Raw genomic sequence first — 18,379 nt, forward strand, 5'->3', positions numbered from 1 at the left:
CGTCCCCCGGCACCGGCCCGTTCGATCGGTCGGCGGGGCGTTTTCACCGTCCCGCGTGACGGGTGGGGGGCGAATGTCGGGGGCGCGCAGGGACGCACCGGAGGTGGTCGTCCCTGTCTGTCCGGTCGATACACGCCGGGGGTGTGGGGCCGGCACGCACTCTCCCGAGCTCTTCGGGCAGGAGAGATCCCCCGGCGGAGTGGGCGTCGCTCCCCGACGGACCGCGGGAGGCCACTCACGTCCCGGGTGACGGCGGGCGGGAACGCGTCGGCGGGCGGCACGGCGTGGACCAGCGCCTTCCGCCGCTGGTCCACGCCGTGCCGCCCGCCGGGAGAACCGCTCAGCGGCTCACCACATGCCGTTCGTCGGGGACGCAGTGGGTCATGGTGAGTCCCTCCACGTCGCGCGGCGGGTTGTCACCGAGGTTGGCCATTCGCTTGCGGTCCTCGTCCGTCAGATCCTGGCCCTCCAGGGGCTTCAGATGGGTGACGTCCTGCGGACTGATACCGAGGCCGTCGCCGACCCTGCGGCCGAGGTCGTTCTCGGCGAGGAGGCAGTGCCACACCATGCGCTCCTGCACCTCCCGGTCGCACTGGGAGAACAGGTCGACGAAGTTCTTGACCAGGTCGTCGCGCTCCCAGTCCTCCATCAGGCAGTAGCGCTGCCCCGCCTGGAGGTAGTCGTTGGTGCGGGGGATGCGCTTGCGGGTGAGCCGGCCCCGGATCTCCGGGCCCTGGTCGTCGTGCGTCGGGTACTGGCCCTCCCGCAGGCCGCCGGTGATCGACGGCTCGTAGTTCACGTGCGGGTTCTCGCCGGCGCCGTCCTGGTGGTACGTCATCTGGCCGTCGCGCTGGTTGGTGCGCACCTCGGCGTTCTTGGCCTGGTTGACGGGGAGCTGCAGGTAGTTCGGACCGACGCGGTGGCGCTGGGTGTCGCTGTAGGAGAAGGTCCGGCCGACGAGCATCTTGTCGTCGGAGAAGTCCAGGCCGTCGATGAGGACGCCGGTACCGAAGGAGATCTGCTCGCTCTCGGCGAAGAAGTTGTCCGGCATCCGGTTCAGCACCATCCTGCCCACCGGCTTCGGCGGGAAGTCCTGCTCGGGCCAGGTCTTCGTGTCGTCCAGCGGGTCGAAGTCCAGCTCCGGGTGGTCGTGGTCGTCCATCATCTGGACGAGCAGCTCCCACTCCGGGTACTCGCCGCGCTCCACCGCCTCGTAGAGGTCCTTGGTGGCGTGGCCGAGGGAGTCCGCCTGCACGTTGGCGGCGTCCTCCTCGGTCATGGAGCGCACGCCCTGCTTGGGCATCCAGTGGTACTTGACGAGCTTGGTCTCGCCCTCGGCGTCGACCCACTTGTAGGTGTTCACACCGAAGCCCTGCATGTGCCGGTAGTCCGCCGGGATGCCCCGCGGACTGAACAGGTTGACCAGCATGTGCATGGACTCGGGCGTCTGCGACATGAAGTCGAAGATGCGCCGGGGCTGCTGCTCGAAGGTGACCGGGTCGGGCTTGAGGGAGTGGATGACGTCCGGGAACTTGATCGCGTCCCGGATGAAGAAGACACCCAGGTTGTTGCCGACGAGGTCCCAGTTGCCGTCCTCGGTGTAGAACTTCACCGCGAAGCCGCGCGGGTCGCGGGCCGCCTCGGAGGAGTCGCGTCCGCCGATGACGGTGGAGAAGCGGATGGCCAGGTCGGTGCGCTTGCCCTGCTCCTGGAAGAGCTTGGCCCGGGTGTAGCGGGAGATCGGTTCGTCCCCCCACTTTCCGTACGCCTCGAAGTAGCCGAAGGCGGTGACACCACGCGCGTGGACGACTCGCTCGGGGATGCGTTCCCGGTCGAAGTGGCTGATCTTCTCCAGGAACTGGTAGTTCTCCAGCGTGGCGGGCCCCCGGTCGCCGACCGTGCGCTGGTTCTGGTTGTCGTAGACCGGATGGCCCTGGCGGTTGGTGAGTACCTTGCGGTCGTCGCCCGGAGCAGGACCCCGGCTCGAAACGTCCGTCATGTCTGTGCACTCCTTCGGCTGCTCATGACTGGTGGCGGACCGGAGCACGGTGGCGCGCGGCCACGGGCCGGTCGCCGCCGACCGCGCGGGAGCCCCGGTGTCCCGGCAGCCCGTGTCCCTGTCCCGGTGTCCCCGGTTTCCCGGGAACCACGTGGTCACTCACGCGTCGGTGGCCCGTTCACTGAACGTCCGCCGCCCGACGGCCGGCCCGCGCGCCTCGCGCACGTCCCGCCGGGGGCTTGCGTACGAGGGCCATGCTGCCGTGCATCACGGAGACCGGCGACTCGGAGCGGCGGCGGCCCGCCTCGTCCGCCGTGCGGCCGGGGTAGGGGTGGGCGGGACAGCCGGTGTACGCAGTGGGCACCGGTGTACATCGCGCGCTTCCCGGAGGGCTTCGACGGGAACACCGGTGCGCGGTCGCTCGACGGGGTCGGGACCGGCCGGGAAGGGTCGGCCGAGGGCGGCGAGGTCGGCGGCGAGGGACCGGCGGCGGACCCAGGAACTGTAAGCGGCGGGGCTGTGCAGCTCGAAGACCGCCGAACTGCTGCCCTGTGTGCCGGACCGCGCCGGAGGGCCGTCCGAAACGGCGGATGCTCTCCCGGTGAGCGAGCCGACGGTGGAGCGGGATCGTGTCGATCTCATGATCGAGCACCTGCGACGCTCCCGCATGCTTCTGGACGCCGTCATCGCGGCGGCGGTGTCGCGGACCGCTTCGCCGCGGACGGGGGAGCCGGCCCGGCAGACAGCGTAGGCGTACGCGGCGTGCGGGAGCACGGCCGGTCCCCCGTTCCGGTCATGCTCCCGCGGCATGACGAACCCATGTGCGGCCCGGCACCGGACGTTGTCCCACGGATGCGGCCGGCTCATGCCGGGCGGCCGGGGAGGAGAGGGAAACCTTGCACGACGTCGGCACACCGTCGACGCATGGGCAGCCCACGGGCGGGTACGGAACCAGGGCGCGGACGGCCCGGCCGGGGATGTGCGGTCCGGCCGAGGATGTGCGGTCCTGCCGAGGATGTGCGGTCCTGCCGTGCGGGCGGCATAAGCTCGGTGAATGGCGAAGTACTTCGACGTGCACCCCGACAATCCCCAGCCGCGCACCATCTCCCAGGTCGCCGCGAGCATCCGCGACGACGCTCTGATCGCGTACCCCACGGACTCCTGTTACGCACTCGGCTGCCGGCTCGGCAGCCGGGAGGGCATCGACCGGATCCGTACCATCCGCAAGCTGGACGACCGGCACCACTTCACTCTGGTGTGCCGGGACTTCGCTCAGCTCGGCCAGTTCGTACAGATCGACAACGACGTGTTCCGCACGATCAAGGCGTCCACGCCGGGCAGTTACACGTTCATCCTGCCCGCGACGAAGGAGGTGCCGCGCATGCTCCAGCATCCGAAGAAGAAGACCGTCGGCGTGCGCATCCCCGAGCACGTCGTCACCCAGGCGCTGCTCGCGGAGCTGGGCGAGCCCTTGCTGTCCAGCACCCTGCTGCTGCCCGGCGAGGACGAGCCGATGACCCAGGGCTGGGAGATCAAGGACCGGCTCGACCACGTGGTGGACGCGGTGCTCGACTCCGGGGACTGCGGCACCGAGCCGACCACGGTGATCGACTTCTCGGGCGGCGAGGCCGAAATCGTACGGCGGGGTGCGGGCGACACCTCACGGTTCGAGTAACGGCGGCGCGGTGAACTGCCCCGATACGGGCCGCCGGATCCGCGGGAGCGGTGAGGAACGTACCGGGGCGGGCGCAGGTTGTCCCAAAGGGGCGACCATTGCACCGTGTTGAACCGGTCAGGACCGAAGTGCCGGGCCCGGGGCATGTCACGATGAAGCATGATCCGCTCCGCTCGTCGCAGGAGCGGCCCCGGTCCGACGTATCCCGCAGAGAGGCACCCACCGGCCATGACCGCCGTACAGGGAAGCACTGTTGACATCACCACCGAGGACGGCACCGCCGACGCGTATCTGACGCATCCCGCCGACGGGGGTCCCCGGCCGGCGGTCCTGCTCTACGTGGACGCCTTCGGGTTGCGGCCGCGGATGCGGGCGATAGCCGACCGGCTGGCGGGGGCCGGGTACACGGTTTTGGTACCGAACGTGTTCTACCGCCACGGACGCAGTCCGGTGGTCGAACTGCCCGAGTTCATCGACCCGGTGGCACGGCCGGAGATCTTCCGGCGTATCGGACCGATCCTGCGGGAGCTGACACCGGAACTCGCCATGCGCGACGCGGGCGCCTGGCTGCGATGGCTGGCCGGCCACCCCGCGGCGGCCGACGGCCCGGTGGCGGTGACCGGCTACTGCATGGGCGCGGCGCTCTCCCTCCGTACGGCGGGCGCCTACCCGGACCGGGTGGCGGCCGCCGCCGGATTCCATGGGGCCCGGCTGGCGCCGGACGCGCCGGACAGCCCGCACCTGTCGGCCGGCAGGATCACCGCGGAGCTGTACTTCGGTCACGCCGACCAGGATCCGTCGATGCCCGAGGATCAGATCGAGCGGCTGGAGCGGGCGCTGACCGCGGCCGGGGTCCGGCACCGCTGCGAGGTGTACACCGGGGCCCGGCACGGCTACACACAGGCGGACACCGCCGCCTACGACAAGGAGGCGGACGAGCGTCACTGGGCCGCTCTGCTGGACCTGTTGAGCCGCACCTTCTGAGGAACCCGCCGGACCTCGTTCTCCGAGAGTCCTGTCGAGGCGTGCCGACCGAGCGAAGTCTTCAACGCCTCACTGAAAGAACCCAGTTCAGGTATACCGCTGCCCGTACCCGCTCTCCGGCCGCTCGCGGCACCGTTGTTACGGTGCTCCGATGTCAGACTCTTCACGCGACACGGCCGAGGGCGCCGGCTGGGGCACCGGGCAACGGGGCGAGTACCGGAGGTTGTTGCCGTCCGAGGACAAGAAGATCTCCTGGTTCGACCCGCGCATGCTGTGGGCCGCCCGCAACGGGGTTCTGGCCTCCTGGCTCGGGGACCCGACGGGCCGCACCCGCAGCCGGTGGGTGGCCCGGCGGGCGGCGGCCGGCGCGCCCGCCGACAAGGTGATCCGGCACGGCGGTCCGGACCGGTTCTCCTTCCTGGTCATCGGTGACACCGGCGAGGGAGGCGAGCCCCAGTACGCCGTCGTACCGGGGCTGTTGGAGGAGGGCCGGGACACCGCCTTCACCGTGCTGGCCAGCGACGTGATCTATCCGGTGGGCAGCGCCGACGACTACGGCGACAAGTTCTTCCGCCCGTATCAGGACTACAAGGCGCCCATCTACGCGATACCCGGCAACCACGACTGGTACGAGGACCTCGGCGGGTTCATGCGCGTCTTCTGCGACGACGCCCCTCCCCTGCCGCCCGAGCCCGCCCCGCGTCCCCTCACCCGGGCGTGGCTGCGTTCCCTGCTGTGGCACCGGCCGCGCCCGGGTGACGGCCACCGCCTCGCCGAGGCGCGCAGGCTGCGCTCCGGCCCGGAACAGCGGGCGGTGCAGCCGGGCCCGTACTGGGCGATCGACGCGGGGCCGGTGCGGATCATAGGTATCGACACCGGCCTGCTGGGAACCGTCGACGCCGAGCAGGGCGCCTGGCTGCGGGAGGTGTCCCGGGGGCCGCGCCCGAAGATCCTCGTGACCGGATCGCCGCTGTACGTGGACGGCGCGCACCGTCCCTGTCCCGTCGAGGGCGGGGGGACCGTCGACGACATCGTCCGTGACCCGGACCACCGCTATGTGGCGGCGATCGGTGGTGACATCCACAACTACCAGCGCTATCCGGTCCGTCTGGGCGACGGCCGTACGCTCCAGTACGTGGTGGCGGGCGGTGGCGGCGCCTTCACGCACGCCACCCATACCATTCCCCGCGTCGACGTCGCCGGCGTCACCGAGCAGGACTTCCGCTGCTATCCGCTGCGCGGCGACTCCCTCGCCTTCTACAGCGCGCTCTACGCGCGCCGGACGCGGCTGCGCCGCTTCTTCACCCTCACCGATACCGAGGCGACGGCCGTGATCGCCGAACGCCTCGGCATCGGTCCCACCCGCGTGCCGAGCACGCCTGCCCGGGTCACCCGGCGGGTGCGGCTGGTCGCCGGGCTGCTCGGGACCGGCCGTCGGCCCGATCGGGGCAAGCGGTTCAGGCTGCCCGTGCGCAAGGTCCACACGCAGGTGTTCTCGCCCGGTTCGGCCACCTACACGCCACCGTTCTTCAAGTGCTTCCTGCGGCTGGACGTGAGCCCGGACGCGATCCGGTTGCGCTGTCACGCCGCCACCGGCAACCTCGCGCAGGAGGTCGCTCCGCCGGTCGAGGACGAGGTGACCATCCCGCTGACGTGACCGGACCCCCGGCGCGGGGCCGCCGAGCGGGGCCGGTCGGGCCTGCGGTCACCAGCGTCCGGGAGCGGTTCCGGTGATCGGCTCCGAGGGGCGGCCGTCGGTGCCGACCGGTACCTCTCCGGCAAGCATCACCCGGTGCATGATCCGCGGGTGGTCGAGGTGGGCGGTGTCGCCCGGGGCGAGGTGGATGGTGGCACGGTTGTCCCAGAACGCCACGCTCCCCGGCTCCCACCGGAAACGCACCGTGTACTCGGGCCGGGTCGCCTGCTCCAGCAGCATCTCCAGGATCGCCCGGCTCTCCGGCCGGGACAGCCCGGTGATCTGCTCGACGTAGTAGCCGTTGACGAACAGCACCCGCTCCCCCGTCTCCGGGTGGACCCGCACCAGGGGATGCTCGGAGGCGGTCTGGTGGTCCAGCAGATGCCGCACATAGGCGTCGTCGCCGGACCGGGGCAGGTAGCCGACCCCCAGCCGGTGCTCGGCACGCAGCCGGTCGGCGAACTCCCGTACCGGGGCGGACAGGCCGGCGTAGGCGGCGGCCAGGTTCGACCAGGTGGTGTCGCCGCCGTAGGGCGGTACGGTCTGGGCGCGCAGGATCGTCGCGGCCGGCGGGTCGATCCGGGCGCCGTGATCGCAGTGCCAGCCGCGCGCCAGGGTGTGGCGGCGCCGCCGCAGCCATTCGTCGTGCTCCATGCCGAACCGTCCGCCGAGTTCCAGCCGGTCGGCGGTCGTCTCGATCTCCGGGAAGCCGGGCGGCGATGCCTTGCCCCGCCGGGGCAGGACGACCGGCTCGCCGAAACGCCGGGCCAGTGCCACATGCCCGGCGTGGTCCAGTCGCTGCCCGCGGAAGAACACCACCTTCCAGCGCAGCACCGCCGCCCGGACGGCGGTGATCACGGCGTCACCGGGCTCGTCCGCGAGGTCGACACCGGTGATCTCGGCGCCGATGTGCCCGGTGACCGGACGCACCTCCACGCCCGTACCCGTGCCGGGCCGCGCCCCCACGCGCCGCTCCCCGCCCATGTGCTGCCCGACGCTCTTCGTACCGTCCATGTCGCTCCCGCCCATGCTCATCTGTGCCCCCTCCATCGGTTCGTCCCCGGCCGGCGCCGGTTCGGATGCGTCGTGTCGTCCGTCCGGCCCACCCGTCAGGTTGATCGCCGGCCGCCCGGTCGGTGAGGCTGGAGGGAGACGACACTGTCAACGGGAAGGTCCCCTCGTGATCAGCATCCCGAACCACACACTCAATGACGGCACGACGATCCCCGCCCTGGGTCTGGGCACCTGGCCGATGGACGACGCTCAGGCCGAGCAGTCCGTGACCACGGCCCTGGAAATGGGATACCGCCTCGTCGACACCGCGACGAACTATCGCAACGAGACCGGTGTCGGCCGTGCCGTGGCCCGTGCCGGCGTGCCGCGCGAGGAGGTCGTCGTGACGACGAAGCTCCCCGGCCGCCACCACGGCTACGAGGAGACCCTCGCCTCCTTCGAGGAGTCCCGCGCGCGGCTCGGCCTGGAGTACGTCGACCTGTATCTGATCCACTGGCCGCTCCCCCGGGTCGGCAGGTACGTCGACTCCTGGAAGGCCATGATCAAGCTGCGCGAGGACGGTCTCGTACGGTCGATCGGCGTCTCCAACTTCACGCCCGCCCACATCGAGCGGCTGGAGAAGGAGACCGGGGTGCTGCCCTCGGTCAACCAGGTCGAGCTGCACCCGTTCTTCCCCCAGGAGGAGCTGCGCTCCCACCACGCGGACAAGGGAGTGCTCGTCGAGAGCTGGAGTCCGCTGGGCCGGGGTTCGCAGCTCCTGGACGACCTTGCCGTGGTCGCCGTCGCCGAGGCCCACGGGGTCACCCCGGCCCAGGCGGTGCTGCGCTGGCACATCCAGCTCGGGGTGCTGCCCGTGCCCAAGTCGGCCGACCCCGAGCGGCAGCGCGCCAACCTCGATGTCTTCGGCTTCACGCTGGACGACGCCCAGATGCACACCCTCACGGACCGGTCCCACCGGCGGATCGGCGGGGATCCAAAGGTGCATGAGGAGTTCTGAACCCCGCACGCCGACGGGCCCACGGCCGCACACGTGGTCCAGCCGTGGGCCGTGGGCCCGTCAGGCGCGGGTCACGTCCGGTGGTCGTGGAGTGCGGCGAGCGCGCGGTCGGCGTGCACGTTCATCCGCAGTTCGCTGCGCACGACCTCGAGAACGGTGCGGTCCTGCCCGATGACGAAGGTGACGCGCTTGGTGGGCGCCAGGGAGATTCCCCTCTTCACCCCGAACCGCTCACGGACGGCGCCGTCGGCGTCGGACAGCAGGGGCATGCCGAGCGAGTGCCGTCCGGCGAACTCCGCCTGCCGTTCGACGGCGTCACCGCTGACGCCCACCGGCCGTGCGCCGGCCGCGGCGAACTCGGCTGCCAGGTCACGGAAGTGACAGGCCTGCGCGGTGCAGCCGGCGGTCAGCGCGGCCGGATAGAAGAACAGCACCACGGGCCCCTCGGCGAGCAGCTCCGACAGCCTGCGGACGGTACCCGTCCCGTCCGGCAGCGCGAAGTCCTCGACCGTGTCGCCCTTCTCCGGGATTGCGCTCATGACGTGCTCTCCGCACCCTTGGCGACCCCCCGCGCCCACAACACCAGCGGCAGTTGCAGGGGCAGCCGCCCCCAGGCGGCGGCCTGCTGCGGCGCGGGGCGGCGACGCCGGTCCACAGCCATCTTCACGTTGGCGGGGAAGACCCCGACGAAGAAGGCGGCCGTGGCCAGTGCGGCGGCCCTGCGGGTCTGCGGCAGCGCCACCCCGGCGGCCAGCGCGAGCTCGGCGGCGCCGCTGGCATAGGTCCAGGCCCGGGGCGAGCCCGGCAGGGAGCGCGGCACGATGTGGTCGAACCGGTGCGGGGCGGTGAAGTGGGCGGTGCCCGCGGCGGCCAGCAGGCCGGCGAGCAGCAGGGGTGAGCGATCGGACCGTGACACGGTTCCTCCTCCGGTGGCCTGCCCCGCGACATTACCGGACGGTAAGTATGGAGGGCCACCGGGCCGTGAGCGTGTCAGGCGGCTCCGGCCGGGGTGGTGCCGCGCGGTTCCGTTTCCTCTTCGGCGGCGTGGGCGAGGAAGTCGTCGACCATGCGGTGGAAGAGCGTGGCGAGCTGCCGCAGTTCCGCCGGGGACCAGTCGGAGAGAGCCACCTGCATGGCCCGCGCCCCGACCTCACGGATGCGGGTGATGGCCTCCCGGCCCGTCTCGGTGAGTTCGACGCGGTGGGCGCGGCGGTCGTCGGGATCCGGGACCCGGATGACGTGGCCGGATTTCTGCAGTTGCTGCACGGTGCGGGTGACGTGCGACGCCTCGACGCCCAGGCGGGCGGCCAGTTCGCCCGGCCGCAGCGGTTCGATGTCGGCCGCCTGCCGCAGCAGCGCGACGGCCGCACGGTCCAGGGGGACGCCCGCCATGGCCATCAGCCGTTCGTGCTGGCGGGCGCGGGAGCCCAGATAGGTGACACGCGTGAGCGCACGCTCGATCTCGGCCACTTCCGGTGAGGCGGGGATGTCGGGTACCGAGGATGCGCGCATGCGTCCACTTTACCATCTCATTGCGTAACTCAATCAATCTGCGGGGGCACGGAACGTACTGCTCCGCCCGCCCGCGGGCGCCGCTCCGGCGAAGCCGCGGGCCGCGACGCGCGGCGGGACGTACGGAGCCCGACCCCGTCCGCACCCCTGCCACCGACCGCACGGATCCCCCACCGGCTGCCGCCGCACCCGCCGACGAGGTGCGCCGCAGCGCCCGCACCCGGTACGGCATTCCGGACGAGACGGAGTGATCCGGCAGCGGCTTCACAAGTGTTGAGGAACGCTTCACCATCGGTACGCCAATGAGCCCTTGGCATGGACGCGTCTAACCGCGATGCTGAACCCTCTTGCCCCCCACAGCCGTTGGGCTGCGCCCGGATCCCGAGGAGGACGCAGTGTCGTCCAGCACCTTCCGAACTCACCGCAGGAGATGGCTGACCGGTCTCGCCGGCGCCTTCGCCTTCGTCATCGCCTTCCCCGCCACCGCCTTCGCCGCACCACCGCCGGCCCTGCCGGCCTCCGCCGACGCTCTCGACCGGACGTACCAGCCCGCCTACGACTACGACACCGACGGGTGCTACCCCACCCCCGCGATCGGTCCGGACGGCGCGATCAACCCCGGGCTCAACCCGACGGGCGCCCTCAACGGCAACTGCCGTGACGCCCCGGACCTGGACAGCACCAACGGCTACTCGCGTTCGAAGTGCAACAACGGCTGGTGCGCCATCGTCTACGCCCTGTACTTCGAGAAGGACCAGGCCCTTCCGGGCGTCAGCCTCGGCGGCCACCGCCACGACTGGGAGCACGTCGTGGTGTGGGTGCAGAACGACACGGCCCAGTACGTCTCCACCTCCAACCACGGCTCGTTCTCGATCCATGCGAGGTCGGCGGTCCGCTTCGACGGGGCGCACCCGAAGATCGTCTACCACAAGGACGGCATCAGCACGCACTGCTTCCGGCTCGCGAGCGCGGGCGACGAACCGCCGGAGAACCACAAGGGCACCTGGCAGTACCCGGCTCTGGTCGGCTGGAACGGATATCCGGCCGGGCTGCGCGACAAGCTCGTCCAGCACAACTTCGGCAGTGCGAACTTCGGCCTCAAGGACGGGAGTTTCGCCTCCCATCTCGCCGCGGCGAAGCCGTCGGGCATCCCGTTCGACCCGAACGCCTGACCTGGAGACCCCTTCAGGTCCGAACATCCGGCCGCCCGTCACCAGGAGCCCGGACGGATCCGTCGTCCGGGCCTCCGGACCGGCCCGCCCTGCACGGGAGCCCGTGCCGAAGGGTCTATCGTGTCGCCATGTCCGTCCCCGAACTGATCCGTGTCGTCTCCCGCGACTCGCCCATGGCGCTTGCCCAAGTGGAGCGTGTCCGGGCCAACTTGGCCGACGCCCTGCCCGGTGTGCGTACCGTGGTCGTCCCCGTGCGGACCACCGGCGACAAGTGGCTGGGCGACCTGGCGCAGGTGGAGGGCAAGGGCGCGTTCACCAAGGAGGTCGACGCCGCGCTGCTGACCGGCGAGGCGGATCTCGCGGTGCACTGCGTCAAGGACGTGCCCGCCGACCGCCCGCTCCCCGCGGGCACCGTGTTCGCCGCGTTCCTGAAGCGGGACGACGTCCGTGACGCCCTCGTGCACCTGGACGGACTCACCCTGGACGAGTTGCCGGCCGGGTCCCGGATCGGCACCTCCTCCGTGCGCCGTGTCGCGCAGCTGGCCGCCTCCCATCCACACCTCCGGTGCGTACCGTTCCGCGGCAACGCCAACCGGCGGCTGGCGAAGCTCGCAGCGGGTGAGGCCGACGCGCTGCTGCTCGCGGTCTCCGGCCTGGAACGCATCGACCGCCGCGACGTGATCAGCGAGCTCCTCTCCCCCGAGACGATGATGCCGCCCATCGGCGCGGGCGTTCTCGCGCTCCAGTGCCGTGAGGACGACACGGATCTCATCGACGCGGTCAGTGCCCTCGGCCATCCGGACACGCATCGGGAGACCACCGCCGAGCGGATGTTCCTGCACGTGCTGCAGGGACACTGCAACAGTCCGATCGCCGGGTACGCGCGGGTCGACCGGAGCGGCGAACTGTCACTGCGGGCCTGTGTCTTCACCCCGGACGGCAAGGTACGGCTGAACGCCCACGAGTGGGCCGGCCCGCTGGATCCGGCGACGCTCGGTATCTCGGTCGCGGTCGCCCTGCTGCGTCAGGGCGCCCGCGAGGTCATCGACGGGATCCCGCACTGACACCGGTTCAACCGGCTCAGGCGGTGCCCTCCTCTGCCTGTTCCTGCAGGAACACGCCGATCTGATGCGCGAGGCCTTCCCGGACCCCGTCCGACGGGGTCGCGGCGGGTCCCTCACACACGTCGATGCCGCCCGACCACAGGCGGCGGCCGGTCCACTCCTCGTCGACCCGCAACTGCACCTGGACGTCGACATGGCTCAGGGACGCCTCGGGTCCGGCCGCGCAGAGCACGGCGGTGGCACGGCGCAGCGGATAGACGTCGAATCCCTCGATGAACTGCGAGTTGCGCCAGTCGAGGAACGCGCTCTCCCCGTCGGGGCCGATCCGTACGTCGACCTGACCGTCCTCGAGATGAATTCCGACGTTCCGCTCACCGCGGTTCTCGACGGTCACGCGAACGCTGAAGTACGTCAGCCCTTGGGCCGCGTCGTCCCGTCCGCGGGGCGGCTCGCCCGATTCCAGACGGTGGACGCGGACCCGCAGACCGGCATGTTCGTCGTACTCCTGCCAGTCCCCGACCACGTTCGGCTCGTACACGGTGCACCTCTCGACTTCTGTCGCTGTTTCCTATCTGTGGGCTCGGCGCACTGTCAAATGAGCGGAATGCGCCATGGTCGGACACTTCGTCCCCGGCGGCCGCCGATCAAGCGCTGCGCTGGCACGATCCGCCGGACCCGCCGGCCGGTCCGCGCGGCGGCGTGCCGCACATCACGTCGCCCACGGTGATCGCCACGCCCCGGCCCGGCGATCTCCTGACCGGCGCCGCCGGGCACGCCCCGCGTCGCCGGTCCCCGGGCGCCGCGACCGGCACAACGGCCCCCACCGGACTCCGGAATTTCACGTGCTGAATTCCCCCGGTTCCACAGCGTGCGATCCCTTCGATTCCCAGTGCATTCCCGCCCTGAATTCAGGAAACCGTTTCACCACCGCTGGACAGGGAATGAGTGGTTCAGTGCTTCGGACCGGAGGCACGACCGTGGGAACCGGCTCGCCGCCCCCGGGTCTCCTCCGTGTGGTCCGAGTCCGCGCTCCCACGGTGCCCGTCCACCCGGCACCTGCTCAGGGAGGTGCGCGTCATGCGTATCGCCGGCAGCACCACGAAGCCGCATCCTCACCACGACGCCCCGGACACCGCTCAGGACTTCGTCCGCCTCACCCGGCTGCCACAAGGCCCCGAGCGCAAGGCGCTGCGGGACGCACTCGTCCGTTCCTGGCTCCCCATGGCCGAGCGGATCGCCGTGCGCTTCCGCGGGCGCGGCGAGGCGCTGGAGGACCTGTACCAGGTGGCTGCCCTGGGACTGGTCAAGGCCGTCGACCACTACGACCCGGCGCGCGGCACCGCCTTCGAGGCGTACGCCGTGCCGACCGTCACCGGGGAGATCAAACGCCACTTCCGTGACCACATGTGGACCCTGCACGTGCCCCGCCGGGTGCAGGACCTGCGCAACCGGGTGCGGCACGCCGCCAAGGAGCTGGCGCAGATCACTCCCGGCCGGGCCCCGACGACCGCCGAGATCGCCGCGTACGCGCAGCTGACCGAGGACGAGGTGCGCACCGGCACGGAGGCCCTGGAGTGCTTCTCCGCACTGTCTCTGGAGGCGGAGATGCCGGGCACGGACGGCTACGCGCTCGGGGACTCGCTCGGCGGTCCGGACCCCGCGTACGACACGGTCGTCGACCGGGTGGCGGTCCGGCCCTGTCTCGAGGCGCTTCCGGAGCGCGAGCGGCTCATCCTCTATCTGCGGTTCTTCCGGGGCATGACGCAGAGCAGTATCGCCGAGTTGCTCGGCATCTCGCAGATGCACGTGTCCCGCCTGCTCAGCAATTGCTTCGCCCAGGTGCGCGAGGAGTTGCGGGCAGAGGCCGGCTGAACCGGTCCGCCCGGCCCGTCACGGTCCGGCCGTCGCGCCCCGGGCGCAGGGCGGGACGGGCCGGGGCGGCCGGACCGGTGGCCTCCGGACCACCCGGGGCACCGAGCCGGTCCAGGGCCTTCCCCAGCTCCGCCCGGATCCCCGGCGGCAGCACACCGGTGCGTCCCGAGGCCACGATCGTCCCGGCGATGTCACGGAGCTTGACGTTGGTGTGCTGGGAGACCTCCCTCAGCACCGTCCACCCCTGATCGGGCGACACCCGTCCGAGGGCGACGACCACGCCGATCGCCTGGTCCACCACCGCGTGCGAGACGACCGCCTCCTTCAGCTGCTGCACCTCTTCCTCCAGCTGAAGGATTCGGTCCGCTTCCCCGTCCGTGGGCATGGTCACCTCCGGGTCCGGTGTGCCGCTTCCGTGCCGCCCGCACCCGCGTTCGGGCGCCTTCGGCGGGTGTCCGGCTCCTCCATCGTCGTCATTCGTCCCGTCCTGTGCCACCGGGCATGTCCACGGCCCCCGCCGCACGGGTCCGGGTACCACCGTCGGGGTACTCGGCAGGCGCCCGGAGCCGTACAGGCCGGACACTGGAGTCCCCGGGTCATTGCCAGGCCGACGAGATCAGCGATCAGGACGCGACTGTGACGAACCACGACATGCCCTCCCCCTCCGGCACGACGGACGTCTTCTCGACGCACTCCGTGTACGGGACCCCCTGCTGGGTGAGTCTGACCAGCCGCGATCTGGGGACGACCGAGGAGTTCTACGGTGCCGTGCTGGGCTGGCGGTGGCGCCCGGTCCGGCTGGGTGAGCGGTTCCGGGTCGCCCTGGCGGACGGCGCACCGGTGGCGGGCGTCGCCGCGGTCGCCGACATGTGGCGGATGGCCGTGGCCTGGACCCCGTACTTCGCGGCGCGCAGCGCGGACGAGGCGGTGGCGCGGGTGCAGGAACGCGGCGGCACTCTGGCGGTCGGCCCGATCTCACTGCCCCCGGGGCGCGCGGCACTGCTGGCCGACCGGGACGGCGCGACCTTCGGGGTGTGGGAGGGCGAGCTGTCCACCGACTGGCTCAGCTGGCAGCGGTCCCAGCCCTCCTTCGTCAGGCTGCACACCCGGGATGCCTTCGACGCCGCCATCTTCTACGGCGAGGTCTTCGACTGGGGTACGACGGGGACGGGCCGCACGGAGGTCGTCTACGAAGGCGAGGAGGTGGTGCTGCGCGGGGACGGGCAGGTCCTCGCCTGCATCGAGTCGGGGGCGCTGGGATCGGCGCCCGATCCGACGATCAGGCCGCACTGGCAGGTGCACTTCAGCGTGACGGACGTGGACGCCTGCGTCCGCGCGGCCGAGCGGCACGGCGGCAGCGTGGTGACCCTGCGTGACAGCGAGGCCGTACTGCGCGACAACGAGGGCGCCGTGTTCACGGTGACCGCGCGCCGGGGCCGCTGACCCCGGGAGGGCCGCGGTCCCTCATTCGGCGGTGTGCGACGGCCGGGACAACAGCACCAGACTGCGCGAGCCCACGGTCAGCCTGGTGTCCGCCTTGCACTCCGACTCGTCGGGGACGCCGTCCGGGTCGGCGGTGTCGATCAGCGCCGTCCAGCGCTCGCCGTAGGCGGCGTCCGGAAGGCGGAAGTCCACCGGCTCCCAATGGCTGTTGAACAGCAGCAGGAAGGAGTCGTCGACCAGGCGCCGGCCACGCGGGTCCGGTTCGGCGATGGCGTCGCCGTTGAGGAAGACACCGACGCTGTGCGCGTCCGAGCGCCGCCAGTCGACGTCGGACATCTCCTCGGCGTTCGGCAGCAGCCACACCAGGTCGGGCAGGCCCCGGCCCGCGCGGGACGCCGGCCCGCCGTGGAAGAAGCGGCGGCGCCGCAGTACGGGGTGGGCGATCCGCAGCGAGATGACGCGCCGGGTGAAGTCCAGCAGGGAACGCTGTTCCTCGGTCAGCTTCCAGTCTATCCAGGAGATCTCGTTGTCCTGGCAGTAGGCGTTGTTGTTGCCGCGCTGGCTGCGGCCCACTTCGTCGCCGTGCGAGAGCATCGGGATGCCCTGCGAGAGGAGCAGTGTGGCAAGGAAGTTGCGCTGGCGGCGGGCCCGCAGTTCGAGTACGGACGGGTCGTCGGTGTCGCCCTCCGCGCCGCTGTTCCAGGACCGGTTGTGGCTCTCGCCGTCCCGGTTGCCCTCGCCGTTGGCCGTGTTGTGCTTGTCGTTGTACGAGACGAGGTCGCGCAGGGTGAAGCCGTCGTGCGCGGTGACGAAGTTGACGCTGGCGCGGGGCCGTCTCCTGCTGTGCGCGTACAGGTCGGAGGAGCCGGTGAGGCGGGAGGCGAACTCGCCGAGCGTGTGCGGCTCGGCACGCCAGAAGTCCCGTACGGCGTCCCGGTACTTGCCGTTCCACTCCGACCACAGCTGGGGGAAGTTGCCGACCTGGTAGCCGCCCTCGCCGACGTCCCAGGGTTCGGCGATGAGCTTGACGCGGCTGATCACGGGGTCCTGCTGGATGAGGTCGAAGAACGCGGAGAGCCGGTCCACCTCGTGGAACTGCCGGGCCAGCGTGGCCGCGAGGTCGAAGCGGAAGCCGTCGACATGCATCTCGGTGACCCAGTACCGCAGCGAGTCCATGATCAGCTGGAGTACGTAGGGGTGGCGCATCAGGAGGCTGTTGCCGGTGCCGGTGGTGTCGTAGTAGTGCGACCAGTCGCCGTCCACCAGCCGGTAGTACGCGGAGTTGTCGATGCCGCGGAAGGAGAGGGTGGGACCCTTCTCGTTGCCCTCGGCGGTGTGGTTGTAGACGACGTCCAGAATCACCTCGAGCCCCGCCGCGTGCAGGGTCCGGACCATCGTCTTGAACTCGGCGACCTGCTGTCCACGGGTGCCGTGGGCGGCGTAGGCGTTGTGCGGGGCGAAGTAGCCGATGGTGTTGTAGCCCCAGTAGTTGGCCAGGCCACGGCTCTGCAGCACCCCGTCCTGGACGAACTGGTGCACCGGCATCAGCTCCACCGCGGTGACGCCCAGCGAGGTCAGGTGGTCGACCACCGCCGGGTGCGCCAGTCCCGCATAGGTGCCGCGCAGTTCGGCGGGGACCTCGGGGTGGGTACGGGTCATGCCCTTGACGTGGGCCTCGTAGATCACCGTGTCGGCGTACGGCCGGCCGGGCCGGGTGTCGTCGCCCCAGTCGAACGCCGGGTCGGTCACCACGCCCAGCATGGTGTGTCCGGCGCTGTCCGCCGGGTCCGGGCCGTCGGAACGGCGTTCGTAGAGCGAGGGATGGTTGTCGATCTGCCCGTCGACGGCTGTGGCGTACGGGTCGAGGAGCAGCTTCGCCGGGTTGCAGCGATGCCCGGCGGCCGGGTCCCACGGTCCGTGCACCCGGTAGCCGTAGCGCTGGCCGGGTCCGATGCCGGGCAGGTAGCCGTGCCACACGAAGCCGTCGGCCTCGGTCAGCGGGACGGTGGTGTAGCGGCCGGCGTCGTCCACCAGGACGAGTTCGACGCCGTCGGCGACCTCGCTGAACAGTGCGAAGTTGGTGCCCTCGCCGTCATGGACCGCACCCAGCGGATAGGGGCGCCCGCTCCACGCGGGCGCCCCTCGGCCGGTTTTCCTCCGGGTCACCGGGCTGCCTCCAGGAGGTCGGCGGGGGTACGCGCCAGGCCGGCCAGCTGGGCGACGGTGACCACGCGGGGCAGGTCCAGCCCCTCGCTCGCCCTCGGGTCCGGAGCGGTCGGCACCAGTGGGACGCGCTCGTCGGCGCGGGCCCGCTGCGAGAACCAGATGACCTTGCTGCCGGTCTCGGTGGCACAGCAGCCCCAGCCGTCACTGCTGGCGGCGATGTGCTCCAGGCAGCCGCGCAGTTGCCGGTCGGGGCGCAGAGCGTGGTCGTAGCCCCCGATGGCGGTGATGAGGTGCTGCCCGTTCCACCACATCTCGATCGACGCGTCCTTGTCGGTGGCGTGCTCCTCGATGGCGCGCAGCAGCATCTCGGTGCCGCGGCAGACTGGCTCCACCAGGTTCTCCAGGTCCCAGTGCCGGAGGTGGGCGGCCAGAATGCGGCCGACCTGCTCCACGCGTTCCGGGCTGACTTCCACATCGAGGTGGTAGTAGCAGGGCACTGCGGTCTTCATCGTCGTTGGCTCCTCACCGCGAAGCTCCCGATTTCCCCTCGCCCCTGCGGGACGAGCCCCGAACACGAAACGTGAGCGGCTGGCGCTTCTGAGTCACCATCAGCGTGACCGGGTTGGCCCATTCGTGCAACACGAGCACGCGGCCGGGGTGACCGATACGCCGGACGGGCGCAGTTCCCGCCGACCTCGGATGCCGCCCGGCCCGCCACACCGGACCAAGGTCCAACAGGACGCACAGTTACTGATCATGCACCATGTGTGAAGACCCCTCGACCG

Annotated in this window: 18 protein-coding genes and 1 pseudogene; 9 read left to right on the forward strand and 10 right to left on the reverse strand. The window is 71.1% G+C overall.

The window, feature by feature from the left end; translation table 11 throughout:
* Positions 1-340 precede the first annotated feature (340 nt).
* Complete coding sequence (locus V4Y04_RS01390) at positions 341-1,999, reverse strand: catalase (RefSeq protein WP_332425207.1); 1,659 nt, start codon at positions 1,997-1,999, stop codon at positions 341-343.
* Positions 2,000-2,177: 178 nt separating this feature from the next.
* Positions 2,178-2,363 (reverse strand): hypothetical protein, encoded by a 186-nt coding sequence (locus V4Y04_RS01395; protein ID WP_332425209.1) that lies wholly within the window; start codon positions 2,361-2,363, stop codon positions 2,178-2,180.
* Positions 2,364-2,600: 237 nt separating this feature from the next.
* Between V4Y04_RS01395 and V4Y04_RS01400 the strand changes: the two genes are divergently transcribed.
* The 4 genes from V4Y04_RS01400 (at position 2,601) to V4Y04_RS01415 (ending at position 6,315) form a co-directional block, all read left to right on the forward strand.
* A complete protein-coding gene (locus tag V4Y04_RS01400; protein WP_332425210.1) occupies positions 2,601-2,750 on the forward strand; it encodes a hypothetical protein in 150 nt (49 codons plus the stop codon).
* 303 nt (positions 2,751-3,053) lie between these two features.
* Positions 3,054-3,674 (forward strand): L-threonylcarbamoyladenylate synthase, encoded by a 621-nt coding sequence (locus V4Y04_RS01405; RefSeq protein WP_332425211.1) that lies wholly within the window; start codon positions 3,054-3,056, stop codon positions 3,672-3,674.
* Positions 3,675-3,902: 228 nt separating this feature from the next.
* Entirely contained in the window at positions 3,903-4,658 is a 756-nt protein-coding gene (locus V4Y04_RS01410) for a dienelactone hydrolase family protein (protein ID WP_332425213.1), read from the forward strand.
* 151 nt (positions 4,659-4,809) lie between these two features.
* On the forward strand, positions 4,810-6,315 hold the full coding sequence (locus tag V4Y04_RS01415) for a metallophosphoesterase family protein (protein WP_332425215.1): 1,506 nt from the start codon (positions 4,810-4,812) through the stop codon (positions 6,313-6,315).
* Positions 6,316-6,363: 48 nt separating this feature from the next.
* Here the strand turns inward: V4Y04_RS01415 and V4Y04_RS01420 are convergent, their stop codons facing one another.
* Positions 6,364-7,338, reverse strand: coding sequence for a TauD/TfdA dioxygenase family protein (locus V4Y04_RS01420; protein WP_332432666.1), 975 nt, complete (start codon positions 7,336-7,338; stop codon positions 6,364-6,366).
* 196 nt (positions 7,339-7,534) lie between these two features.
* Between V4Y04_RS01420 and V4Y04_RS01425 the strand changes: the two genes are divergently transcribed.
* Entirely contained in the window at positions 7,535-8,365 is an 831-nt protein-coding gene (locus V4Y04_RS01425) for an aldo/keto reductase (RefSeq protein WP_332425216.1), read from the forward strand.
* Positions 8,366-8,436: 71 nt separating this feature from the next.
* Here V4Y04_RS01425 and V4Y04_RS01430 read toward each other — a convergent pair whose 3' ends face one another.
* The 3 genes from V4Y04_RS01430 to V4Y04_RS01440 all read right to left on the reverse strand — a co-directional run bounded on the left by V4Y04_RS01430 (position 8,437) and on the right by V4Y04_RS01440 (position 9,877).
* Positions 8,437-8,904 (reverse strand): peroxiredoxin, encoded by a 468-nt coding sequence (locus V4Y04_RS01430; RefSeq protein ID WP_332425217.1) that lies wholly within the window; start codon positions 8,902-8,904, stop codon positions 8,437-8,439.
* Positions 8,901-9,281, reverse strand: a complete 381-nt coding sequence (locus V4Y04_RS01435) for a hypothetical protein (RefSeq protein ID WP_332425218.1) — start codon at positions 9,279-9,281, stop codon at positions 8,901-8,903. Before V4Y04_RS01435 ends, V4Y04_RS01430 begins: the two co-directional genes overlap by 4 nt.
* A 74-nt stretch (positions 9,282-9,355) precedes the next feature.
* Positions 9,356-9,877 (reverse strand): MarR family winged helix-turn-helix transcriptional regulator, encoded by a 522-nt coding sequence (locus V4Y04_RS01440; RefSeq protein ID WP_332425220.1) that lies wholly within the window; start codon positions 9,875-9,877, stop codon positions 9,356-9,358.
* A gap of 395 nt (positions 9,878-10,272) precedes the next feature.
* Here V4Y04_RS01440 and V4Y04_RS01445 point away from each other — a divergent pair, with 395 nt between their 5' ends.
* Both V4Y04_RS01445 and hemC read left to right on the forward strand, forming a co-directional pair.
* The gene (locus V4Y04_RS01445; RefSeq protein WP_332425221.1) at positions 10,273-11,049 is read left to right on the forward strand and encodes an NPP1 family protein; all 777 of its coding nucleotides are present in this window, start codon (positions 10,273-10,275) and stop codon (positions 11,047-11,049) included.
* Positions 11,050-11,177: 128 nt separating this feature from the next.
* A complete protein-coding gene (gene hemC / locus V4Y04_RS01450; RefSeq protein WP_332425223.1) occupies positions 11,178-12,113 on the forward strand; it encodes a hydroxymethylbilane synthase in 936 nt (311 codons plus the stop codon).
* A 16-nt stretch (positions 12,114-12,129) separates the two neighbouring features.
* Here the strand turns inward: hemC and V4Y04_RS01455 are convergent, their stop codons facing one another.
* Positions 12,130-12,651: a hypothetical protein gene (locus tag V4Y04_RS01455; RefSeq protein WP_332425225.1), complete on the reverse strand. Its 522-nt coding sequence runs from the start codon at positions 12,649-12,651 to the stop codon at positions 12,130-12,132.
* Between the two features lie 539 nt (positions 12,652-13,190).
* Here V4Y04_RS01455 and V4Y04_RS01460 point away from each other — a divergent pair.
* Positions 13,191-13,985: an RNA polymerase sigma factor SigF gene (locus tag V4Y04_RS01460; protein ID WP_332425226.1), complete on the forward strand. Its 795-nt coding sequence runs from the start codon at positions 13,191-13,193 to the stop codon at positions 13,983-13,985.
* 85 nt (positions 13,986-14,070) lie between these two features.
* On the opposite strand, the pseudogene V4Y04_RS01465 reads toward V4Y04_RS01460, so the two are convergent.
* A pseudogene (locus V4Y04_RS01465) lies at positions 14,071-14,370 on the reverse strand (ANTAR domain-containing protein); the annotation flags it as partial.
* 266 nt (positions 14,371-14,636) lie between these two features.
* Here V4Y04_RS01465 and V4Y04_RS01470 point away from each other — a divergent pair.
* Positions 14,637-15,428 (forward strand): VOC family protein, encoded by a 792-nt coding sequence (locus tag V4Y04_RS01470; protein ID WP_332432667.1) that lies wholly within the window; start codon positions 14,637-14,639, stop codon positions 15,426-15,428.
* A gap of 21 nt (positions 15,429-15,449) precedes the next feature.
* On the opposite strand, the gene glgX is transcribed toward V4Y04_RS01470, so the two are convergent.
* Positions 15,450-17,594 (reverse strand): glycogen debranching protein GlgX, encoded by a 2,145-nt coding sequence (glgX, locus tag V4Y04_RS01475; protein ID WP_332425228.1) that lies wholly within the window; start codon positions 17,592-17,594, stop codon positions 15,450-15,452.
* Positions 17,591-18,103, reverse strand: coding sequence for a pep a2 (locus V4Y04_RS01480; protein ID WP_332425230.1), 513 nt, complete (start codon positions 18,101-18,103; stop codon positions 17,591-17,593). The genes glgX and V4Y04_RS01480 overlap by 4 nt, the downstream gene beginning before the upstream one ends.
* Positions 18,104-18,379: the final 276 nt, after the last annotated feature.

Source organism: Streptomyces sp. P9-A2 (assembly GCF_036634175.1).
In the GTDB taxonomy this organism is placed as follows: domain Bacteria; phylum Actinomycetota; class Actinomycetes; order Streptomycetales; family Streptomycetaceae; genus Streptomyces; species Streptomyces pratens.

Excerpts from the sequence above, each read along its gene's own strand:
- V4Y04_RS01480 (WP_332425230.1), bottom strand. The coding sequence starts at position 18,103 with ATGAAGACCGCAGTGCCCTGCTACTACCACCTCGATGTGGAAGTCAGC.
- V4Y04_RS01415 (WP_332425215.1), top strand. The coding sequence starts at position 4,810 with ATGTCAGACTCTTCACGCGACACGGCCGAGGGCGCCGGCTGGGGCACC.
- hemC (WP_332425223.1), top strand. The coding sequence starts at position 11,178 with ATGTCCGTCCCCGAACTGATCCGTGTCGTCTCCCGCGACTCGCCCATG.
- V4Y04_RS01420 (WP_332432666.1), bottom strand. The coding sequence starts at position 7,338 with ATGGGCGGGGAGCGGCGCGTGGGGGCGCGGCCCGGCACGGGTACGGGC.
- V4Y04_RS01390 (WP_332425207.1), bottom strand. The coding sequence starts at position 1,999 with ATGACGGACGTTTCGAGCCGGGGTCCTGCTCCGGGCGACGACCGCAAG.
- V4Y04_RS01460 (WP_332425226.1), top strand. The coding sequence starts at position 13,191 with ATGCGTATCGCCGGCAGCACCACGAAGCCGCATCCTCACCACGACGCC.
- V4Y04_RS01470 (WP_332432667.1), top strand. The coding sequence starts at position 14,637 with ATGCCCTCCCCCTCCGGCACGACGGACGTCTTCTCGACGCACTCCGTG.
- V4Y04_RS01410 (WP_332425213.1), top strand. The coding sequence starts at position 3,903 with ATGACCGCCGTACAGGGAAGCACTGTTGACATCACCACCGAGGACGGC.
- V4Y04_RS01405 (WP_332425211.1), top strand. The coding sequence starts at position 3,054 with ATGGCGAAGTACTTCGACGTGCACCCCGACAATCCCCAGCCGCGCACC.
- V4Y04_RS01440 (WP_332425220.1), bottom strand. The coding sequence starts at position 9,877 with ATGCGCGCATCCTCGGTACCCGACATCCCCGCCTCACCGGAAGTGGCC.
- V4Y04_RS01430 (WP_332425217.1), bottom strand. The coding sequence starts at position 8,904 with ATGAGCGCAATCCCGGAGAAGGGCGACACGGTCGAGGACTTCGCGCTG.